Below are 18,760 nucleotides of genomic sequence, written 5' to 3' on the forward strand. Positions count from 1 at the left end.
TCGCGACAGCATTGCGACATTTCGGCACATTGATGCGACGTCCCCGGTCGATGACTCCCGAACGCTGAAGGGAGGGGTCGGATGTCCCGAATATCGTCGATTGCGGTCCTGATTGCCATTCTTGCTTTCGATGCCGACGCCGCGTCGGCCAGAGCCGAAGACAGCCCGGATGGGGCCAGGATTGCGCAGCGCCTGCTCGACACATTGCGCGAAACCAATGGCGTGCCCGGCATGGCGGCGGCGGTGTGGCGCGACGGGCGGATCATATGGGATGGCGCAAGCGGGCGGCGCGACCTCGCCAGCGGCGCGCCGGTCACGCGCGACACCTTGTTCCGGCTGGCGAGCGTATCGAAGGTCTTTACGGTCGCCGCGGTGGCGCGGCTCGCCGAACAGGGGCGGATCGACCTTGACGCGCCGGTGCAGCGTCAGTTGCCGTGGCTTGTCGCAAACTGGCCGGCGATCACGCCGCGCCAGCTCGCCGCGCATGTTTCCGGCATGCCGCATTATCAGCCGGTCGATGCGAACCGCGGATCGCGCCGCTATGCCACCGGGCGCGATGCCGTCGCGATCTTTGCCGGACGCGACCTGCTCAGCCCGCCGGGAACCGCCTACAGCTATTCATCGTGGGGCTATACGCTGCTCGGCGCAATGGTGGAGCAGGCGACGGGGCGTGCCTTTACCGACCATGTGGCGGCCGAGGTCGCGCCGGGGCTGGCGATCCGCGCCGATGCGACGGACAGCGGCGATCCTCATGCCGCGCGCGCCTATGGTTTCGAGCAGGGTCGGGTCATCGAAGCACCGCGTCACGATTACAGCTATAGCTGGGGCGGCGGGGGGCTTGGCGGCACCGCAAGCGCGGTCGCCGCTTTCGGCGGGCGGATGATCGACGGCCGCGTCGTGCGCCCCGAAAGCTTCGACGCGATGCTGGTGCCGGTGCGGCTCGCTGACGGCAACCTCGCCGGCGAGGACGGCTACAGCGTCGGTTTCGGCTGGCGCATCGGCGTCGATTCCGACGGCGCAGCTTTCGTGCACCACAATGGCGTCACGCTTGGCGCGCGCAGCACGATCGGCCTGTGGCGCGGCGAACGCACCGCCGTCAGCCTGCTTTCCAACGCCTCGTGGGTGTCGCGCATCGAACCCACCGCGCAGATGATCGCCGCACCTTTCCGTGCCGTTCCCGCCGGTCTTGTTTCGGCCGCATGTCCGCTCGGCGCGCGGCGTTATCGTGGGGCGTTCGGCAATGCTGCGGTCGACGGCAGCGTCCGCTTTCGGCTCGAACAGGGGCTGTGCATCGGGATCGCCGAGCAGCATCCGGCCATGCGCGCCTATTTCGGAACCGCGCCGCAGCGCACCGACGCCGCGCTCACGATCGTCGGCCTCGATCCCGACGGAAAGCTCGCGCGCGCGGGATTTGTGACCCCTTTCGGCATCGCCGATCTTCGTGCGCAAGCCGACGGCAGTTTCGCCGCCGACGTCACCGCGACACGGCGGCTGGTGCTGCGCTTCGATCAGCCGGGCAGATAACCGCGCGCCCGAAGCTCTTGCTCGAGCGCCGCTGCGCCCGCGAAAACATGGCCAGCGATGCCAACCGATTCGGCGCCCGCGACATTGGCGGGCACATCGTCAATGAACAGCGCGCCCGCGGGCTCGATGCCGAATCGCTCGATCGCAAGGCGGTAGATCGCGGGATCGGGCTTCGTCAATTTTTCGGCGCCCGACACGATAATGCCCTGAAAGCGGTCGAAAACCGGCTGGGTCGGGCGGAAGCCTTCCCAGAACTCATGGCCGAAATTGGTGATCGCGAACAGCGGCACGCCCGCTGCATCGAGCCGCTCGACGAGTTCGAGGCTGCCCGGCATCGGTGCGGGGATGGTTTCGTTGAAACGTGCCGCATATGCGTCGATCAGCAGCGCATGATCGGGAAACGCGGCCTGGAGTTCGGGGACCATCTCGGCCAGCGGGCGGCCCGCGTCGTGCTGAAAATGCCATTCCGGCGTCACGACATGGGTGACGAACCATTCGAGTTCGTGCGGATCGGGGATCAGCTTGGCGAACAAATAGCGCAGGTCCCAGTCGAACAGGACCCGGCCGACGTCAAAGATCACGCTCTGGCGAATCATGCAACCTCCAGACACGCGAAAGCGCCGCCGGAAGCATCCGACGGCGTCACGCTGACCAAAATGCGCGCGGAGCACGGCGCTCCGGCAGGGCAATCAGCCCTGGCGCGCCTTGAAGCGGCGGTTGGTCTTGTTGATCACATAGGTCCGTCCACGGCGGCGGATCACGCGGTTATCCCGGTGGCGGTCCTTCAGCGACTTCAGGCTGTTGCGAATCTTCATCGTTGTTGTCCGTAAATCTTGGCGTGTTGACGCGAAGCGGCGCAACTATGGGGAAGCACCCGAAAAGTCAACCGCTCGCAAGGAGAAAAGGTCGCCTTCGCGGGGGCGACGGATATCCTAACCCGCCAAAGCCTTTTGTCGCCGCCTTTGCACCGACGAGCCATAGCCCATCGCCTCGCGATATTTGACCACGGTGCGCCGCGCAATGTCGAATCCTTCGGCCGACAGCTTCTGGGCGATCGTTTCGTCGGACAGGATCGCGCGCGCATCCTCGCCTTCGATCATCGCCTTGATCCGGCTCTTCACCGCCTCGGCCGACACGGCGCCGTCGCCTTCGGTCGCCGATATGCCCGACGAAAAGAAATATTTGAGTTCGAACAATCCGCGCGGGCACGACAGATATTTGTTGCTGGTGACGCGGCTGACGGTCGATTCGTGCATCCCGATCGCCTCGGCGACCTGGCGCAGCGTCAGCGGGCGCATATGGGCAACGCCGTGGAGGAAAAATCCCTCCTGCTGTTTGACGATCTCGCTCGCGACCTTGACCATCGTGCGCTGGCGCTGGTCGAGCGCGCGCACAAGCCAGTTGGCGCCCGCGAGCTGCTCGGACAGCCACGCCTTGTTCTTCGCCCCCGCGCCCGCGGCCAGCTCGTTATAATAACGGCGGTTGACGAGCAGGCGCGGCAAGGTGCCGCTGTTCACTTCGACCGCCCAGCCCGCCGCTGTCCGCCGGACATACAGGTCGGGGACGACCGCCAGCGCGGGCGCGCCGCCGAACTTGAGACCCGGTTTGGGATCATAGCCGCGAAGCTCGCGGATCATGTCGGCCAGATCCTCGTCATCGACGCCGCAGATGCGCTTCAATTGCGCAAAGGCGCCCTTGGCGACCAGGTCGAGATGCGCGATCATCGTCGCCATCGCCGGGTCATAGCGGTCGGCCTCGCGCGCCTGGATCGCGATACATTCGGCAAGGTCGCGTGCGCCGACGCCCGCGGGGTCGAAACCGTGGATCACGCCCAGCACCGCCTCGACCAGCGCCAGCGGCACGCCGAGCTGTGCGGCAAGTTCGGCGAGGTCGGCGCGCAGATACCCGGCCTCGTCGATCAGCGCGACGAGTTGACCCGCGACGATCGCCTCGATCCCGTCCAGCCGCTCGCCGACCTGCGCGAGCAGATGGTCGTGGAGCGTTCCCTGGGCCTCGGCGAAACTGTCGAAATCGACGTCTTCGCCCGCCCCTGACAGGCCGACGCTGTCGCTCGCGCTGTCGTGGTGGAAACGCTCCTCGGCGAAATCGACGTCGAGCTCGTCGGCGGTGCCGCCATCGGATGCCATCGCCTGGTCGGTGTCGGCGGGCGTTTCGGACGCAATCGCTGTCGCGTCGCCCGGTTCGTCGCCATCCGCATCGCCGTCGGCCCCGCCCGTGTCGAGCAGCGGATTGCCCTCCAGCGCCTCGGCCAGATAGGCTTCGAGCTCAAGGTTCGACAACGCCAGCAGCTTGATCGCCTGCTGGAGCTGCGGCGTCATCACCAGCGATTGCGACTGGCGGAGATCGAGGCGCGGACCCAACGCCATCAAGGCCGTTCTATAATATCACACACCCCCGTGCCCCCGCGAAGGCGGGGACGCACGGATTATCCTTACCGAAAAAGTCCCCGGACGTCACAGCGAGAAGCCCTCGCCCAGATACAGGCGCCGCACTTCGGGATCGGCGACGAGTTCGGCGGGCGATCCCGCCAGCAGCACCTTGCCGTCATAGATGATGCACGCGCGATCGACGAGGTCGAGCGTCTCGCGGACATTATGGTCGGTGATGAGCACGCCGATGCCGCGCGTCTTGAGGTCCGCGACAAGGTCGCGAATATCGCTGATCGACAGGGGATCGATGCCCGCAAAGGGTTCGTCGAGCAGGATGATCGAAGGATTGGCGGCAAGCGCGCGGGCGATTTCGGCGCGGCGCCGTTCGCCGCCTGACAGCGCCATCGCCGCCGCATCGCGCAGCCGCGTGAGGCCGAACTCGTCGAGCAGTTCCTCGAGCCGCCGTTCGCGTGCGATCCTGTCGGGCTCGGCGAGTTCGAGCACCGCCTCGATATTCTGCGCCACCGTCATGCCGCGAAAAATCGACGTTTCCTGCGGCAGATAGCCAAGGCCCAGGATCGCGCGGCGATACATGGGCAGCGCGGTGATGTCGGCGCCGTCGAGCATGATGCGCCCCGCGTCGGGCTTTACCAGCCCCATGATCGAATAGAAGCAGGTGGTCTTGCCGGCGCCGTTGGGGCCGAGCAGCCCGACGACTTCGCCCTTGCCGACCGACAGCGAGACGTCCGACAGCACGACGCGTCGGTCATAGCTTTTGGCGATCGAAATGACGGCCAGACCGTTGCCCGCCGCGGCGTCGTCGCGGACATGCGCGCGATGCTCGGCGACGCCATGATCATTTTCGGTCAGCGTGCCCGCAATGGATTCGTCGTCGGTCATAAAGCGGTCGGTTCCCGTCTGGCTTGGCTGCCGCGTTACCCCAGCGGCGGCGCCATGGTCAATCTGGCAAGCTTATTGCATCTCGAAAGCCCCGCCCCTTCAGGAGAGGGGGACGCGCGGGGCAGAGCGCACGGCTTCTGCCCCCGCCCGCTGCGCCCCGGATCAAGTCCGGGGCTTGCGGCCCTCCCCTGAAAGGAAGGGCAGACCCGCGTCATGCTCAATGCCCGACGCTTTCCCCGCGCACGACGCCCGACAGCGCCAGCTGCTCGTCGATCGCCGCCAGCAGCCGCGCCAGCGCTTGCTCGTCGGTCGCCTCGGCGCGCGCGACGAGCACGTCCTGCGTGTTCGAGGCGCGGAGTAGCCACCAGCCGTCGTTCGTCATCACGCGTGCGCCATCGGTGCGGTCGACGCGCGCGCCCGCCGCGGTCAGGCGCTCCAGAACTTCCTCCACAATGGCGAATTTGCGGACCTCGTCGACCTGAAAGCGCATTTCGGGGGTGTTGACCATCGGCGCCATGCCGCCGCGCAGTTCGGTGACGCTTTTTCCAAGCTTCGCCGCCGCCTCGATCAACCGCACCGCCGCGTAAGGCGCGTCGTCATAGCCATAATAGCGGTCGGCGAAAAAAATATGTCCGCTCATCTCGCCCGCCAGCGGGCTGCCGACCTCTTTCATCTTCGCCTTGATGAGACTGTGGCCGGTTTTCCACATCAAGGGCGTGCCGCCGAGCTCGGCGACGCGGTCGAACAGCGCCTGGCTCGCCTTCACATCGGCGATCACCGTCGCGCCGGGCATGTCCTTGAGCACCGCGGCGGCATAGATTTGCAGCAGCTGGTCGCCCCAGATCACCCGGCCCTGGCCGTCGATCGCGCCGATGCGGTCGCCGTCGCCATCGAAAGCGACGCCGAAATCGAGGCTTTTCTCGGCGACGAGCCTTTTGAGATCGGCGAGGTTCTTCTCCTCGGTCGGATCGGGATGGTGGTTCGGGAAATGCCCATCGATGTCGGTAAACAGCAAATGATGCTCGCCGGGCAGGCGCGCGGTGAGCTTTTCGATGACAGCGCCCGCCGCACCGTTGCCGGCGTCCCAGCCGATACGGAAAGCGCCGCCCGCGAAGCCTTCGACCAGCCGGTCGACATAGGCGTCGACGACGTCGATGCTTTCCGCGGCGCCTTCGCCGGACTCCCAGTCGCCCGCGGCGGCCATTTCGCCGATCCGCCGGATGTCGGCGCCAAAGAAGGGGCGCCCATCAAACACCATCTTGAAGCCATTATAGTCGGGGGGATTGTGGCTGCCGGTTATCTGTATGCCGCCATCGACCTGCTCGGTTGACGCGGCATAATAGAGCATCGGCGTCGGCCCCAGCCCGACGTTCAGCGCATCGATGCCCGCCGCATTGATCCCCGCGACCAGCGCCTCGGCAAGCATCGGCGATGAAAGCCGCCCGTCATAGCCGACCGCAATACGCCGACCGCCCGCACGGCGGATCAGCGTCGCAAAGCTCCGGCCGATGGCATAGGCATCCTTGTCGGACAGCGTGTCGCCGACGATGCCGCGAATATCATATTCGCGCAGCATCGTCGGATGGAAATCATGGCTCATCGTCGATCCTCTTTGCGGGAGAGAAGGTCAGGCAGCGGCGAAGAGGTCGCCGTCGGGGTGCAACCGCTCGCGCGCGGGCAGGTTGAGGCCGCCCATCGCTTCGCGGAGTTCCTGCCGTGCGACGACATGGCCGATCCCCATGCCGCCAAGGTGTGCCTTGTCGAGCAGGGTAAGCCCGGCCGGGAACAACTCGCGATAGATGACGCGCTCGCCCAGCCCGGGGATGACGCGAAAGCCGACGCGCCGCGACAATTGGTTCAGCGCCTCGCCGACGCGGCGCATATTGTGCGCATCGACATGCTGGAGCCGGTTGCGCAGGATGATCCAGTCGATCGTGCGCCCGTCGCTTTTGGCGCGCGCCTTGCGTGTGTCCCAGATGAGTTCGGAATAGAAGCTTGGCCGCGTGACCTGAAATGTTTCGGGATCGACCTGGCCGATCAGGTCGAAATCGATGAAGCTGTCGTTGATCGGCGTGATCAGCGTGTCGGCGCTGGTGGCGAGATGGCGTGCGAAAACATCGTCGCGCCCCGGCGTGTCGGCGACGAAATAATCGGCCCCTTCCGACAATCGCGCGACCTGCGCGTCGAGTTCGGCGATCGTCGATCCCTCGAACACCTCGAACTGCGGGGTCGGCAGCACGATGTCGCGCCGTTTCGCGGTCTGTTCGCGATTCTCCAGATAGCGGTGAAAGGTGCGCTGGCGCGGGTCGAGGTCGATCCCCGCGACGCGCCAGCCCTGGCTCGCCAGCGCAACCGCGAAATGCACGGCGCAGGTCGATTTGCCCGTGCCGCCCTTTTCATTGGCAAAGATGATGCGGTGCGGTGCGGGCGTCGTCATGGGCGTTGCGATTTTCCTGTTGGCGGCGCATGGGGGCCGCATCGGTGGCGTGTCAGCGCCGCCAATATCGGAGGGCGCCCGGCCGTGCAAATCATCCGTGACATCGCAATGCTCCACCGTGCCGTTACGGCACTGAAACAGGGCGGCAAGAGCGTCGCGCTGGTGCCGACCATGGGCGCGCTGCACGACGGCCATCTTTCGCTTGTCCACATGGCAAGGCGCGTCGCCGATCACGCCGTCGTGTCGATTTTCGTCAATCCGACGCAGTTCGGGCCGAATGAGGATTTCGCCGCCTATCCGCGCGACGAGGCGCGCGACGCCGCACTGCTCGTCGACGCCGGGACAAGCCTGCTCTGGGCGCCCGACGTGGGCACCATGTATCCGGGTGGGCACAGCACGCATATCGAGGTGGCCGAACTCGGCGCCGATTATTGCGGCGCCGCGCGCCCCGGCCATTTCGACGGCGTCGCGACCGTCGTTGCCAAATTGTTCAACCAGGTCCGCCCCGACATCGCGATCTTTGGCGAAAAGGACTGGCAACAGCTCGCGATCATCCGCCGCTTGGCGCGCGACCTCGATTTCGGCATCGACATATTGGGCGCGCCGATCGCGCGCGACACCGACGGCCTCGCGCTGTCGTCGCGCAACGCCTATCTGTCGGGCGCGCAGCGCGCGGCGGCGGCGGCCTTCCCCGCGGCGCTGAGCATGGCGGCAAAGGCGATCGCGGGCGGCGCCGATGTCGGCGAAACGCTCGCCAAGGCGGAGGCCGCGATCATCCGGGGCGGATTCGACAGCGTCGACTATGTCGCGCTCGCCGATGCCGATAGCCTCGAACGGCTGACAGCTTTTCGCAAGCCTGCCCGCCTTCTGGCGGCGGCGCGGATCGGCAGGACGCGGCTGATCGACAATTGGCCGGTGGAATGATCGTGTCGTTCCCGCCGTCGGGGGCGCCGCGATTGCATTGAGATTGCCCAGAACATTCAGCATTTTCGCGGCTTTCGGGGCTTGTCCCCGAAAAAATACGGCGCCGTTAACCTTTTGTTGACCATAAACCGCAACTTTGGCCCCAAGCTTTCCATGTGGGGTGGAGGCAAAGGGGGTTAACATGGCGAACAGTCTGAAGTCGGCCCAATATCTGATCGAAAGTCGCCTGCTCGACGCGGCGCGCGGCGATGCCAATGCCTATTTCGATCTCGGCATCGCTTTTTCCACCGGCACCGGCGGGGTCGATGTCGACCTGATCCAGGCGCATAAATGGTTCAACCTCGCCGCGCTCGCCGGCAATGTCGAAGGCCAGCAGTGCCGCGCCGACGTGTCGAGCGAAATGTCGCCGGGTGAAATCGCCGAAGCACAGCGCCAGGCGCGCGCCTGGCTCGACGAAACGGCGCGCCGACCGGTCGCGCGGCGCTTTGCGGCCTGAGTTTCCTGGCCGCGCGGGCCCTTCTTGAATCCCGCGCAAAGGCAGGAAGAGGGACGGGCCAAGACACCGGCGGCAACCGCCCTCTTTACGTCTTTATGCAAGATGTTTCGAGAATTGGCCCTTCGGCCGCTTCGCTTTGCGCCTTTGCATGACACTGGATTCAATCCGCCCGCCGGAACGGCAGATGCCCTTCGAGCCACGCCATCTCGGCCTCCTCGGCGCGGCGTTCCTGCTCCAGAAACTCGGCGACCGCGCGGCGAAAACCCGGATCGGCAATATAATGCGCCGACCAGGTCGCGACGGGGCCATATCCGCGTGCGAGCTTGTGTCCCCCCTGCGCTCCCGCCTCAACACGCGCGAGGCCGCGTTCGATCGCAATGTCGATCGCGCGATAATAGCATAGCTCGAAATGCAGAAAGGGGATCTCGGCAAGGCATCCCCAATAGCGGCCATAGAGCGTATCGGCGCCAAGGAAGTGGAGCGCGCCCGCGACCGGCCGCGCATCGCCGTCATAAGCGATCAGCAGGATGATCCGATCCGCCATCCTTTCGCCCATCAGATCGAAGGCGGCGCGCGTCAGATAGGGATGCCCCCATTTGCGCGCGCCGGTGTCCTGATAGAAAAGCCACATCGCATCCCAATGTTCGGGCCGGATCGCGTCGCCGGTCAGTTCCTCGACGCGCAGCCCTTCGACGGCGCGCAGCCGTTCCTTGCGCAATTGCCTGCGCTTTTGCGAATTGAGCGTGGCGAGGAAATCGTCGAAGCGGGCGTAGCCCGCGTTCGCAAAATGAAACTGGATGTCGCGGCGAACGAGCCAGCCCGCTTCCTCGAACAGCGGCATCTGTTCGGGCGCAACGAAAGTGGCATGCGCCGACGACAGGCCGTTCTGCCGCACGACGGCTTCGGCGGCGCGCAGCAGCAGGAGCGCGTCGCCGCCGTCGCTTGCGAGCAGCCGTGGCCCCGGCACCGGGGTGAAAGGCACGGCGATCTGGAGCTTCGGATAATAGTCGCCGCCCGCGCGCGCCCAGGCGTCGGCCCAGCCATGGTCGAACACATATTCACCCTGGCTGTGGGCTTTAAGATAGGCGGGCGCCGCGGCGACCAGCCTGCCGTCCGCATCCTCGACGCGCAGCGGCGCAGCCTGCCATCCCGTTCCCGGCCCGACGCTGCCCGATTCTTCGAGCAGCGACAGGAAAGCATGGCCGACGAACGGATTGCCGCCATCGTGCAAGCCATCCCACGCCGCCGCGTCGATCGCGGCGACGCCGGTGCCGAGCGCGATCGTCCGTGCCGGTGGATCGGCCTCGGCCATGCCGGAGCGCCCTTTAACCGCCGTGCCCCTGCGACGACAGGGGCCCATCTTCCGCCGGTGCGATTTCAAACCCGCCGAAGATGGATCCCCGCCTTCGCGGGGACATGGAAGGATAGTGTGGAACGTCTTTCAATGTCGCCCTATGCCGGGCGCACCGCGACGATCGCGTCGGCTTCGACCGCGGCGCCGAGCGGCAGCACCGCGACGCCGACCGCGGCGCGCGCGTGACGGCCGGTTTCGCCGAACAGCTTTTCGAACAGCTCGGACGCGCCATTGGCGACCTTCGCCTGATCGGTGAAGCCGGGCGCGCTGTTGACGAAGACACCCAGCTTGACGATTCGTTCGACGCGTGACCAGTCGCCGCCCAGCGCCTGGCCGATCTGCGCGACAAGCATCAGCGCGACGCGCGCAGCCGCGTCCTGCCCGCCCGCGACGTCCATGTCGTCGCCAAGGCGGCCGGTCACCACCTGCCCGTCGCGGAACGGCAGCTGCCCGCTGACATACAGCATCCCGCCATGCTCGACCGCGGGCACATAGGCCGCGACCGGCGCGGCGGGTTTGGGAAGTTCAAGGCCGAGTTCGGCGATCCGGGCGGCAATATCCATGGGGAGTCCTTCTTTCAAACCGGCTGCGGCGCCGGGGCGGGGATGTTTTCGGCGAGACGCGTCATTATCCAGCGTGTTGCCGTCTTCCAATCGTCGATTCGCGCATGGGCGTGCGGCGAGGCCGCAACCCTGCCCGCGATGGCGGGTTCGCCGACGAAATGGAGCCGCCACACCTCCGGCGCTTCCTCGGCGACCGATCGGTGCTGCCCCGCCAGATCGTCGATGAACACGGCAACGGGCGGCCGATATTGTTCGATCAGGCGGCGCACGGGTTCGCCCTTGCCGCCGCGGCTGCCGATCACCGGCGCGTGGAAATCGTGGCGCGCGAGCTGGTCGATGCGCGCCTGCTGATGTTCGGGGCCGACGTTGGTGAGCACGACGATGTCGGCCTCGGCGCCGATCGTCGCCATCGCGGCCATCGCGCCGGGGATCGGATATTGCCGCTTCATTTCGTTCCGAAAAAAGCCGTCAAGCAAAGGCCATACCTCGGCGGCCTCCAGCGGCGTGCCGCATTCCTTGCGTTTCAGCGCACCCGCAAAGCTTGCATCCTCGATGCGAAAGATCACGCCATGTTCGGCGTCGACCCATTCGGCAAAGGGCACGACCATGTGCATCAGCACCTCGTCGCAATCGGTGATGACGAGCGGGCGGGTCATGCAAGGGGTCCTTCAAGTCGGTGGGCGGCGGCAGCCAGGCTGGCAGGGGGCACCTGCAACGCATCGGCGCAGGCGACAAGGTCATTCTCGTGCGCGGCGAGGAACGACAGGATCGCCGCCAGCGTCGCGCGCTCGCCGAGCGAGGCGCGCAGGTCGTCCGGCGCGAGGCCGGTGAGCGCGAGCAGTCGCTCGGCACGCGGCTCGTCGTTCAAAATCCAGCCGAGCGCGTGGAGCGCCAGCGCCGCGTCATCCTCAAGCACGTCAGCCCCTTCTCCGCGATGCAATTGTGTCATGCTGCCGATTCGCCTAAACGGGCCGCGTACGCAAGGTGGGGAACGGAACGCACATGGGCAAGACCATCCTGGTCGTCGAAGATAATGAACTCAACCTGCGCCTGTTCTGCGACCTCCTCAATGCCCATGGCTATCGCGCGCATCCGGTGCGCGACGGCCGGGACGCGCTGGCAAAGGCGCGCGAGGTGTCGCCCGACCTCATCATCATGGACATCCAGCTGCCGCATGTATCGGGGCTTGAACTCATTGCGCAGATGAAGGCCGATCCGATTCTGCGCGCGGTGCCGATCATGGCGGTCACCGCCTATGCGGGGAAGGGCGACGAGGAACAGATCCGCGCGGCGGGCGCCGAAGCCTATGTCTCCAAACCGATTTCGGTGATCAAGTTCATCGAAAGTGTCGGGGCATTTGGCTGATGACGCGGCGTCGCCGCGACGCCCCGTGATGGCGGGGGAAGCCGCCATTCCTGCGGCTATTCGGGTGGAAGCCGCTGGTCCTCATCGGCGCCGAGCAGGAGGTCGAGCATCGCCTCCATCCGGGGCTTTCCGGTAAAAGCATCCGACCGCGGCTCGAAGATTCCGGTGGAGCGCAATACGGCATAGCCATGCGCCATCGCCCAGGCGGCGGTGCCCAGCGTCTCGATATCCTGATCACCGGCGGCGACGCGGCGCGAACCGGCGGCCAGCGCTTGCAGGAAATCGTCATAGGCCCGATTGAGCTGGTCGAGAAATGCCGGGTTCTGCCAATCGACCAGATCCTTTCGCCACAGCAGCTGATAGCGTCCGGGAAAGGACAGGCCATAGTCGGTCAAGGCAGCGAGATAGGCCCTGGCACGATTTTCGCCGCTGACGGATCCGCGCGTCGCGACCATGTCCAGATATTGCCGAAAGATGCGCGAGGCCATTTCGGTAAGCAATTGCCGTCGGTCCGCGAAATGATTGGCGGGAGCCGCATGCGACACGCCCGCGGCCCGCGCCACGGCGCGGATCGTGACGCCATCGGGTCCTTCCCGGTCGAGCAGAAGGAACGCCTGCTCGATCAATCTGGACTTCAGCGGCGGTGATGTCGTTCGCGGGCCTGGCATCCTTATCGTATTGACACTGTCAATTTGGATTGTAAATTGACAGTGTCAATCACATTCGATCGCGGAGGCTTTGCATGTCAGCCAATCTGCTCTTCCGGCGGATCCTGCTCACCTTGTCGGTTTCCGTTCTGGGCGTTCTGGTGCCCTATCTCGAATATGGCCCGACCCATGTCTTCAATCCGGACTGGCCCGGACATGCGAAACTGCACGATGTCTGGCAACTTGCAACCAATTCGGTTTTTTCGGCCGCGGCAGCCTATCTGGCCTGGACCCGTCCGGATCTGCGGATGGCCGCGCGCCTCGGACTGGTTGCGCCCATCGCCTTTCTTGCCGCCTATTTGACGATGGATCTATATGGCGGCTCGATGGTCAACAGCGACGGTACCGAACTCAAATTCGGAAGCGTCAATGCGTCGCTCGTAATGATGCTGATCGTCAGCGGCATATTGGGGTTCCTTTCCTTTTCCCCCACGCCTGCGGAACGGGCGCGCCAAAGTTGAATCGGGCCGCCATCTGCCGAGCGCGCGCGGCCGATGTTCGGCCGCGCGGGCGGCGCGCATCGTCTCGCGCAAATTGAATCGAGGGAACAATGACCATGAAATCCCGCCATCTTGCGACGATCGCAGGCGTCATCGCCTTGCAATTGCCCGGCGCCATCGGGGTCCAGGCACATGCCCGGACGCCGTCCGGCGTGCCGGGCAATTCTGCGGCGGCGCGGGACGAGCGCGAAGACATCGACAACAGGCTTGCGCTGGCGCACGAAAGCGGCAAGGCGATCGTCATCATGGCCGCGCTGAACTTCCGGCACAAATATCCGAACGATATTGTCGAGGACATGCACCTTGCCGACCAGGGTTCGGACATCGACGGCGCGGCGATGATCGACAGGAAGGCGCTGGTGGAATGGCGGGGCGACCAAAGCCAGAGCGCGCGACTGGTCGTGAGCGAGGGCAGGCCGCCCCAGGGTTCGGATGCGAGCGGTTCGATCCACCGCTTTTCGGTCGGCGCCGTCACCTACCATATCTTCATCGCGGAGCCCGGACGGTATCGCCTGTCCGCCGTCCGCCACCCGATGCCGCGAACGACTTTGCCTGATCGCAACACGGCCGCCGGGCGCGCGGCGGCCGATGGACGGCTGGGCACGATATCGCTCGACGTGGTCGCCTTCAACGAGATGAGGGTCGAACAGCAATGGCAGCCGGAACAGTGGCGCGACGTCGAACCATATCAGGAATGCGCCGCCACCTATGGCGGCGGTTGCGTGGAATATCGGTGGGTGTTTGGACAGCGCGAACTGGTGCAGCCCGCCGGCTATTATGACACGCTGGTCAATGTGCCGGTTCCGGGCCTGAATATCGCCATTGATCTGCAGGAACATTTCGCCTCGTTCGAGGTCGCGCCCCGACAAACGATCATTGTTGATGGATTTTATCCCGATCCGCCCAGCGCCGATTTCGACCTTCCCGATTGTGCCGATGAACAGCCGAAGCGCTGGGTCTGCCGGATGTCCGCCCTCGCGCTGGTGCAGGCGGCGGCTTCGGAATCCGATGTCAGGGGATTTGACTTCGCGACCAACGGATTTCCGCGCCTTGCGGCGCTGATCGCCGACGCGCGCTACCGGCCGCTCGATGTGTCCGCAAAGCCGATCGGCAAGCTGAAAGAGGCAACGGTCTATCGTTTGGCCGACTGAATCCCCGGCGCGAATCGGCGCCGGGCGCGGGGCCATTTGAGTTAAGCTATATGTTTCTGTGATTCCGATGTAATTTTCTGCGGTTCACGAAACCTCTCTTTCCTGCAAAGCCCGTCTATGCTCCGGTATGGCGGATGATCGCCGTGCTTCGCGTTCCGGCACATAATTCTTGTCCGCCGCGGCGTGGCGGGCGGACGCGATCGCGGTCGGGCTGACCGTCACGGAACTTTGACATTCATTACGACAGGATGATGGTCATCACGGCCGCGGCGACGGTGATCCACGGGGTGCCGTTCGCCACCAAGGCAAATCTGGTGACCCCTACGGGAATCGAACCCGTGTTTCAGCCGTGAGAGGGCCGCGTCCTGACCGCTAGACGAAGGGGCCGCGTGGGTCGGACATCCCGGACGAATGCGGGCCGACCGCCCGCTCCGCCGATGGTGACCCCTACGGGACTCGAACCCGTGTTTTCGCCGTGAAAGGGCGACGTCCTAGACCGCTAGACGAAGGGGCCGTCTGGTCGGTGAAGCGGCGCCTTAGACGCGCCTTTCCGCGCGGTCAAGCGTGCGACGGCCGGTGCGGCCCAAAAATGTTGCGCGGACGCGTGGACGCGCGGGCTCAGTCGGCCCAGGCGGCATCCTCCAGGTGGAGTTCGGCGGCGGGGCGGCTGCCCCAATCGTCGCGTTTTGCGCGGCCCGCGAGCCACAGCTTGCGTCCGCACGCGCCCAGCAATGTCTGGCCCAGCACCGTTTCGGCGCTGCGAAAGGCGACCGCCTTGAACCGCGCGCCGTCGTCGCCCGCGACGATCAGCCGGACGTGATCGGCGCCGACGATCCCCGATTCGACGATTCGTACCGGTCCGGTCGCGACGCGCGGGGCGGGCCAGCCCGCGCCATAGGGCCCCGCGCTCTCGATCGCGTCGCACCACAGCGGCGAAATGCCACGCGGCGCCAGCACGGCGTCGATCAGCAGCGACCGCTCGCCGCTCGCGCGCTCGACGTCCGCCGCGAGCCGGTCGTTCAGGAAAGTGCCGAGCGCGTCGATCCGGTCCGCCGCGATGGTAAGCCCCGCCGCCATCGCATGACCGCCGCCCGCGACGAGCAGCCCCGTCTCCTTGGCAGCGAGAATCGCGGCGCCCAGATCGACCCCGCTGATCGAACGGCCCGATCCCTTTCCGACACCCTCCTCGTCGACCGCGATGACGATCGCGGGGCGGTGCAGCCGTTCTTTCAGCCGCCCGGCGACGATGCCGATCACGCCGGGGTGCCAGCCTTCACCGGCAACGACCGCCACGGGCGCATTTCCGCACGCGGCGCTCGCCGCCAGCGCCTCGTCCAGCACCGCCGCCTCGATCGCGCGCCGCTCTTCGTTGAGGCGGCACAATTGCTGCGCGATGTCGGCGGCTTCCTGCGGGTCGTCGGTGGTCAACAGGCGGACGCCAAGGTCCGATTTGCCGACGCGCCCGCCCGCGTTGATCCGCGGGCCGAGCGCAAAGCCCATGTCGCTTGCGCCCGGCGGCCGGGTGAGCCTGGCCGCGTCCATCAGCGCGGCGAGGCCGATATTGCCGCGCCGCGCCATCACCTTCAGTCCCTGCGTCACCAGCGCGCGGTTGAAGCCGGTCAGCCGCGCGACATCGGCGACGGTGCCCAATGCGACCAGATCCAGCAGGTCGATCAGCGGCGGTTCGTCGCGGTCTGCGAAAAAGCTGCGCGCGCGCAGCGTGCGGAGCAGCGCCGCGCCGAGCAGGAAGGCGACGCCGACCGCCGCCAGATTGCCGTGGATCGCCGCCTCGGGCGCCTCGTCGAGCCGGTTGGGGTTCACCAGCGCGAACGCGGCGGGCAGGGCGGTCGCGCACTGGTGATGGTCGACGACGATCACCTCGACCCCCGCCGCATTGGCTTCGGCGATCGCGTCGAACGCCTGCGCGCCGCAATCGACGGTGACGACCAGCTTCGACCCCGCTTCGCCGATCTTGACCAGCGCCGCGCCCGACGGGCCATAGCCTTCCATCAGACGGTCGGGGATATAGACGCCGACCGGCAGCCCAAGCGCGCGAAGCAGGCGAACGAGCAGCGCGGCCGATGTCGCGCCGTCGACGTCATAATCGCCGAAAATCGTCACTGCCTCGTGCCGTTCGACCGCATCGGCGAGGCGCGCGGCGGCAGCGTCCATGTCGCGGAACAACGACGGGTCGGGCATGAAGCCGCGCAAGGTCGGGGTGCGCTGGCGATCGAGGTCGTCGCGCGCGACGCCGCGCGCGAGCAGCAACTGGGTGACAAGGTCGTCGGGTGCCAGATTCTCGCCGACCATGTCGGCGCTCGCGCGTCGCCAGCGCCACGGCTGGCCCGCGATCGAACGGGTGATTCCCAGCGCCGCTTCGCTCATCGCCGATCCCCTGCGACGAGGATGCGCGCGCGCAGCGCGTGCGCGGTCGCCGCCGGGATCGCCGGAATCGCGTGCGCCGCAAGCGCGCTGCCCCCCGGCACGCCGAACACAAGCGTCGCCAGGCCAAGCGGGCGCTGGATGAAGTCGCTCTTGAGGTCGATGCTTTGCACCGAAGCGTAGGGGAGCAGCGTCGTCCGCTGCGTCCACCAGCCGCGGCGGATGGCGAGCTGATCGCCCATCTCCGCCCAGCGATGAAAGCGGGCGCCGAACAGCGACGCGGCGGCGATCAACGCGCCCGCGGCGATTCCCAGCCCGCCGAGCGGCTGGCCGAACAGCATCGCGGCCAGCCCGCCGAGCGCCGCGAACAGCGCCCCGACCAGCCCGCCGAGCGCGACGACGCCGTGGCTCTGGTGCCAGCCGGACATCTCGTCGGGCCGCACGATGCCGACTTCGGCCAGCACCGGATCGATTTCGGCGAAGCGGCCAAAGGGGATGATCTGATGATCGCGGTCCTTCTCGCCGTCGCTCGCGAGGCTCTGGAGCCGCAGTTCGTGCCAGCCGAAGCGGCGGCGAAACCAGCCGGTGATCAGGATCGCCGCCTGCACGCGCCGCACCGGCAACGCGACGTCGGTGCGCGTCGTCAAGCCGCGCGTGCGGCGCAGCGCGCGCGGCTCGCGTGTCAGGCGAAAGTTCCAGTTGGCGAAAAACATCGTCGCGACGCCGCTCGCAAAGCCGATGAGCAGCAACGACGCCGCGGCGCCGATCCCCGCGACCCAGCGATGTGCAAGCAGCCATTGATCAAGCCCATAATCCTCGGCGAGGTCGATCCAGTCCATCGGGTTGAAGATGTTGAAATCGAACGGCAGCAGCCCGTCGAAAAACTGCATCGCGGCGCCGACGACGGCGAGCGCGGCGAGCGAGAAATTGAACAGCCCGGCGACCAGCAGCCGTCGCGGCCCCATCGTGAAAAGCAGCCGGTCCGCGTCGGCGATCGCGCGCTCCGGCGAATCGGAAACAGGCGCCGCGACCGCGCCGCTGCGATGCGCACGGATCGTCGTGCGCAGCGCCTGCGCCGCGTCCAGCCCGATGGAATCGAGATGGGCGTCATTCTCCTGGCCGCCCGCGCCCGTCTCGAACCCCACCCTCGCGATGCCGAGCGCGCGCGCGACGAGGCCCTGTTCGATGCTGACGTCCTGGATGCGGTCGAAGGGGATGGTGCGGTGCTGGCGCGCAAAAACGCCGCTTTCGATCACCAGCGCGTCGTCGCCGACACGAAAGCGGAAGCGCAGCCATTGAAACCATGCGACGACGAGCGACAGCAGCAGAAAGGCCAGGATCGCGGGAACGATCCACATCCAGTTGCCGGTAAAGCCCAGCGCCGCGACCGCGGGCAGCAGGTTGAGCGATCTGGGCCCCAGCCCGGCGATGGCAAGCGCAAGCGTCGCGGGGTGCAGCCGCTGCCAATCGGCCGCTTCGCCGCCTTCGCCGGTTTGGGACATCGCGGTCGCGGCTTCGGTCATGCAAAATCGGTCTGGATATGGCGGCGGATCGTCTCGCGCATCGCCGCGGCAAGGTCGGCGGGCAGGCCGGGCAGCGTGACCGTGCTGTTGTGCGTCCCCGATGTGTGGACGATCAGGTGCGACAGGCCGAACCAGCGTTCGATCGGCCCCTGTCCGACGTCGATATGCTGGACGCGCACAAAGGGGACGATCGTGTCGGTGCGCAGCAGCCAGCCGCGCGCGACGCGGAGCTGCCCATCGCCGATCCGGTAGCCCCAGCGCGACACGCGGCGCGCGGGAAAGGCAAGGATGACAACAATCGCCGCGAGCCAGGCGAGCGCGGTGAGCAAGCCATAGGGCCCATCGACATGCCGGATCAGCAGATGGTCGAAGACGCTGACGCCGATCGCGAGCGGAATCAGGTTCAGCGCGGTCGCGATGCGCAGCACCTTGGCATAGGCGGGATCGACGGGGTCGAGCCCCTCGGCCGCGTTGAACGCCTTTGCGTCGAACGGATCGGTCGGGTGCGCGGCGGGGGTGTCGGTCATGCGCCTTCGTTAGCGGG

Annotated in this window: 20 protein-coding genes and 2 tRNA genes; 6 read left to right on the forward strand and 16 right to left on the reverse strand. The window is 66.4% G+C overall.

Annotated elements, in window-relative coordinates; genetic code table 11:
- The first annotated feature begins 81 nt into the window (after positions 1 to 81).
- Entirely contained in the window at positions 82 to 1,524 is a 1,443-nt protein-coding gene (locus HUW43_RS13030) for a serine hydrolase domain-containing protein (RefSeq protein WP_188237797.1), read from the forward strand.
- Here HUW43_RS13030 and HUW43_RS13035 read toward each other — a convergent pair.
- From HUW43_RS13035 to HUW43_RS13060, 6 genes are all read right to left on the reverse strand, one after another.
- Positions 1,509 to 2,120 (reverse strand): HAD family hydrolase, encoded by a 612-nt coding sequence (locus HUW43_RS13035; protein ID WP_188237798.1) that lies wholly within the window; start codon positions 2,118 to 2,120, stop codon positions 1,509 to 1,511. The genes HUW43_RS13030 and HUW43_RS13035 overlap by 16 nt on opposite strands.
- A 93-nt stretch (positions 2,121 to 2,213) precedes the next feature.
- A complete protein-coding gene (gene ykgO, locus HUW43_RS13040) occupies positions 2,214 to 2,339 on the reverse strand; it encodes a type B 50S ribosomal protein L36 (RefSeq protein ID WP_003046794.1) in 126 nt (41 codons plus the stop codon).
- 117 nt (positions 2,340 to 2,456) lie between these two features.
- Entirely contained in the window at positions 2,457 to 3,911 is a 1,455-nt protein-coding gene (gene rpoN / locus HUW43_RS13045) for an RNA polymerase factor sigma-54 (RefSeq protein WP_188237799.1), read from the reverse strand.
- Between the two features lie 87 nt (positions 3,912 to 3,998).
- Positions 3,999 to 4,814: an LPS export ABC transporter ATP-binding protein gene (lptB, locus tag HUW43_RS13050; RefSeq protein WP_120221570.1), complete on the reverse strand. Its 816-nt coding sequence runs from the start codon at positions 4,812 to 4,814 to the stop codon at positions 3,999 to 4,001.
- 217 nt (positions 4,815 to 5,031) lie between these two features.
- Positions 5,032 to 6,414: a phosphoglucomutase/phosphomannomutase PgmG gene (gene pgmG, locus HUW43_RS13055; RefSeq protein WP_188237800.1), complete on the reverse strand. Its 1,383-nt coding sequence runs from the start codon at positions 6,412 to 6,414 to the stop codon at positions 5,032 to 5,034.
- Between the two features lie 27 nt (positions 6,415 to 6,441).
- Entirely contained in the window at positions 6,442 to 7,251 is an 810-nt protein-coding gene (locus tag HUW43_RS13060; protein ID WP_188237801.1) for a division plane positioning ATPase MipZ, read from the reverse strand.
- 84 nt (positions 7,252 to 7,335) lie between these two features.
- Between HUW43_RS13060 and panC the strand changes: the two genes are divergently transcribed.
- Together panC and HUW43_RS13070 are read left to right on the forward strand one after the other, a co-directional pair.
- Positions 7,336 to 8,175 (forward strand): pantoate--beta-alanine ligase, encoded by an 840-nt coding sequence (panC, locus tag HUW43_RS13065; protein ID WP_188237802.1) that lies wholly within the window; start codon positions 7,336 to 7,338, stop codon positions 8,173 to 8,175.
- Positions 8,176 to 8,356: 181 nt separating this feature from the next.
- The gene (locus HUW43_RS13070) at positions 8,357 to 8,671 is read left to right on the forward strand and encodes a sel1 repeat family protein (protein ID WP_188237803.1); all 315 of its coding nucleotides are present in this window, start codon (positions 8,357 to 8,359) and stop codon (positions 8,669 to 8,671) included.
- 160 nt (positions 8,672 to 8,831) lie between these two features.
- On the opposite strand, the gene HUW43_RS13075 is transcribed toward HUW43_RS13070, so the two are convergent.
- The 4 genes from HUW43_RS13075 to HUW43_RS13090 all read right to left on the reverse strand — a co-directional run bounded on the left by HUW43_RS13075 (position 8,832) and on the right by HUW43_RS13090 (position 11,504).
- Positions 8,832 to 9,983, reverse strand: coding sequence for a GNAT family N-acetyltransferase (locus HUW43_RS13075; protein ID WP_188237804.1), 1,152 nt, complete (start codon positions 9,981 to 9,983; stop codon positions 8,832 to 8,834).
- A gap of 140 nt (positions 9,984 to 10,123) precedes the next feature.
- A complete protein-coding gene (locus HUW43_RS13080) occupies positions 10,124 to 10,588 on the reverse strand; it encodes a RidA family protein (protein ID WP_188237805.1) in 465 nt (154 codons plus the stop codon).
- 14 nt (positions 10,589 to 10,602) lie between these two features.
- Positions 10,603 to 11,244, reverse strand: a complete 642-nt coding sequence (locus HUW43_RS13085) for an HAD family hydrolase (RefSeq protein WP_188237806.1) — start codon at positions 11,242 to 11,244, stop codon at positions 10,603 to 10,605.
- Positions 11,241 to 11,504: a DUF3572 family protein gene (locus tag HUW43_RS13090; RefSeq protein WP_317450867.1), complete on the reverse strand. Its 264-nt coding sequence runs from the start codon at positions 11,502 to 11,504 to the stop codon at positions 11,241 to 11,243. Before HUW43_RS13090 ends, HUW43_RS13085 begins: the two co-directional genes overlap by 4 nt.
- An 86-nt stretch (positions 11,505 to 11,590) precedes the next feature.
- On the opposite strand from HUW43_RS13090, the gene HUW43_RS13095 reads away from it, so the two are divergent.
- Positions 11,591 to 11,953: a response regulator gene (locus HUW43_RS13095; protein ID WP_188237808.1), complete on the forward strand. Its 363-nt coding sequence runs from the start codon at positions 11,591 to 11,593 to the stop codon at positions 11,951 to 11,953.
- Positions 11,954 to 12,009: 56 nt separating this feature from the next.
- Here HUW43_RS13095 and HUW43_RS13100 read toward each other — a convergent pair whose 3' ends face one another.
- Complete coding sequence (locus HUW43_RS13100; protein ID WP_188237809.1) at positions 12,010 to 12,579, reverse strand: TetR/AcrR family transcriptional regulator; 570 nt, start codon at positions 12,577 to 12,579, stop codon at positions 12,010 to 12,012.
- A 116-nt stretch (positions 12,580 to 12,695) separates the two neighbouring features.
- On the opposite strand from HUW43_RS13100, the gene HUW43_RS13105 reads away from it, so the two are divergent.
- Positions 12,696 to 13,121, forward strand: coding sequence for a hypothetical protein (locus tag HUW43_RS13105; RefSeq protein ID WP_188237810.1), 426 nt, complete (start codon positions 12,696 to 12,698; stop codon positions 13,119 to 13,121).
- A 95-nt stretch (positions 13,122 to 13,216) separates the two neighbouring features.
- Entirely contained in the window at positions 13,217 to 14,311 is a 1,095-nt protein-coding gene (locus HUW43_RS13110) for a hypothetical protein (protein WP_188237811.1), read from the forward strand.
- 312 nt (positions 14,312 to 14,623) lie between these two features.
- On the opposite strand, the gene HUW43_RS13115 is transcribed toward HUW43_RS13110, so the two are convergent.
- From HUW43_RS13115 to HUW43_RS15765, 5 genes are all read right to left on the reverse strand, one after another.
- Positions 14,624 to 14,698, reverse strand: a tRNA-Glu gene (locus tag HUW43_RS13115).
- Between the two features lie 51 nt (positions 14,699 to 14,749).
- Positions 14,750 to 14,825 (reverse strand) — tRNA-Glu (locus HUW43_RS13120).
- Positions 14,826 to 14,929: 104 nt separating this feature from the next.
- On the reverse strand, positions 14,930 to 16,696 hold the full coding sequence (recJ, locus tag HUW43_RS13125; RefSeq protein WP_188237812.1) for a single-stranded-DNA-specific exonuclease RecJ: 1,767 nt from the start codon (positions 16,694 to 16,696) through the stop codon (positions 14,930 to 14,932).
- A complete protein-coding gene (locus HUW43_RS13130) occupies positions 16,693 to 18,216 on the reverse strand; it encodes a PH domain-containing protein (RefSeq protein ID WP_223181524.1) in 1,524 nt (507 codons plus the stop codon). Before HUW43_RS13130 ends, recJ begins: the two co-directional genes overlap by 4 nt.
- Positions 18,213 to 18,743 carry a PH domain-containing protein gene (locus HUW43_RS15765; protein WP_223181525.1) on the reverse strand — a complete coding sequence of 177 codons (531 nt, stop codon included), beginning with the start codon at positions 18,741 to 18,743 and terminating at the stop codon, positions 18,213 to 18,215. Before HUW43_RS15765 ends, HUW43_RS13130 begins: the two co-directional genes overlap by 4 nt.
- Between the last annotated feature and the right edge of the window lie 17 nt (positions 18,744 to 18,760).

Origin of the sequence: Sphingopyxis sp. LK2115, assembly GCF_014595975.1 — a bacterium.
Taxonomy (GTDB): domain Bacteria; phylum Pseudomonadota; class Alphaproteobacteria; order Sphingomonadales; family Sphingomonadaceae; genus Sphingopyxis.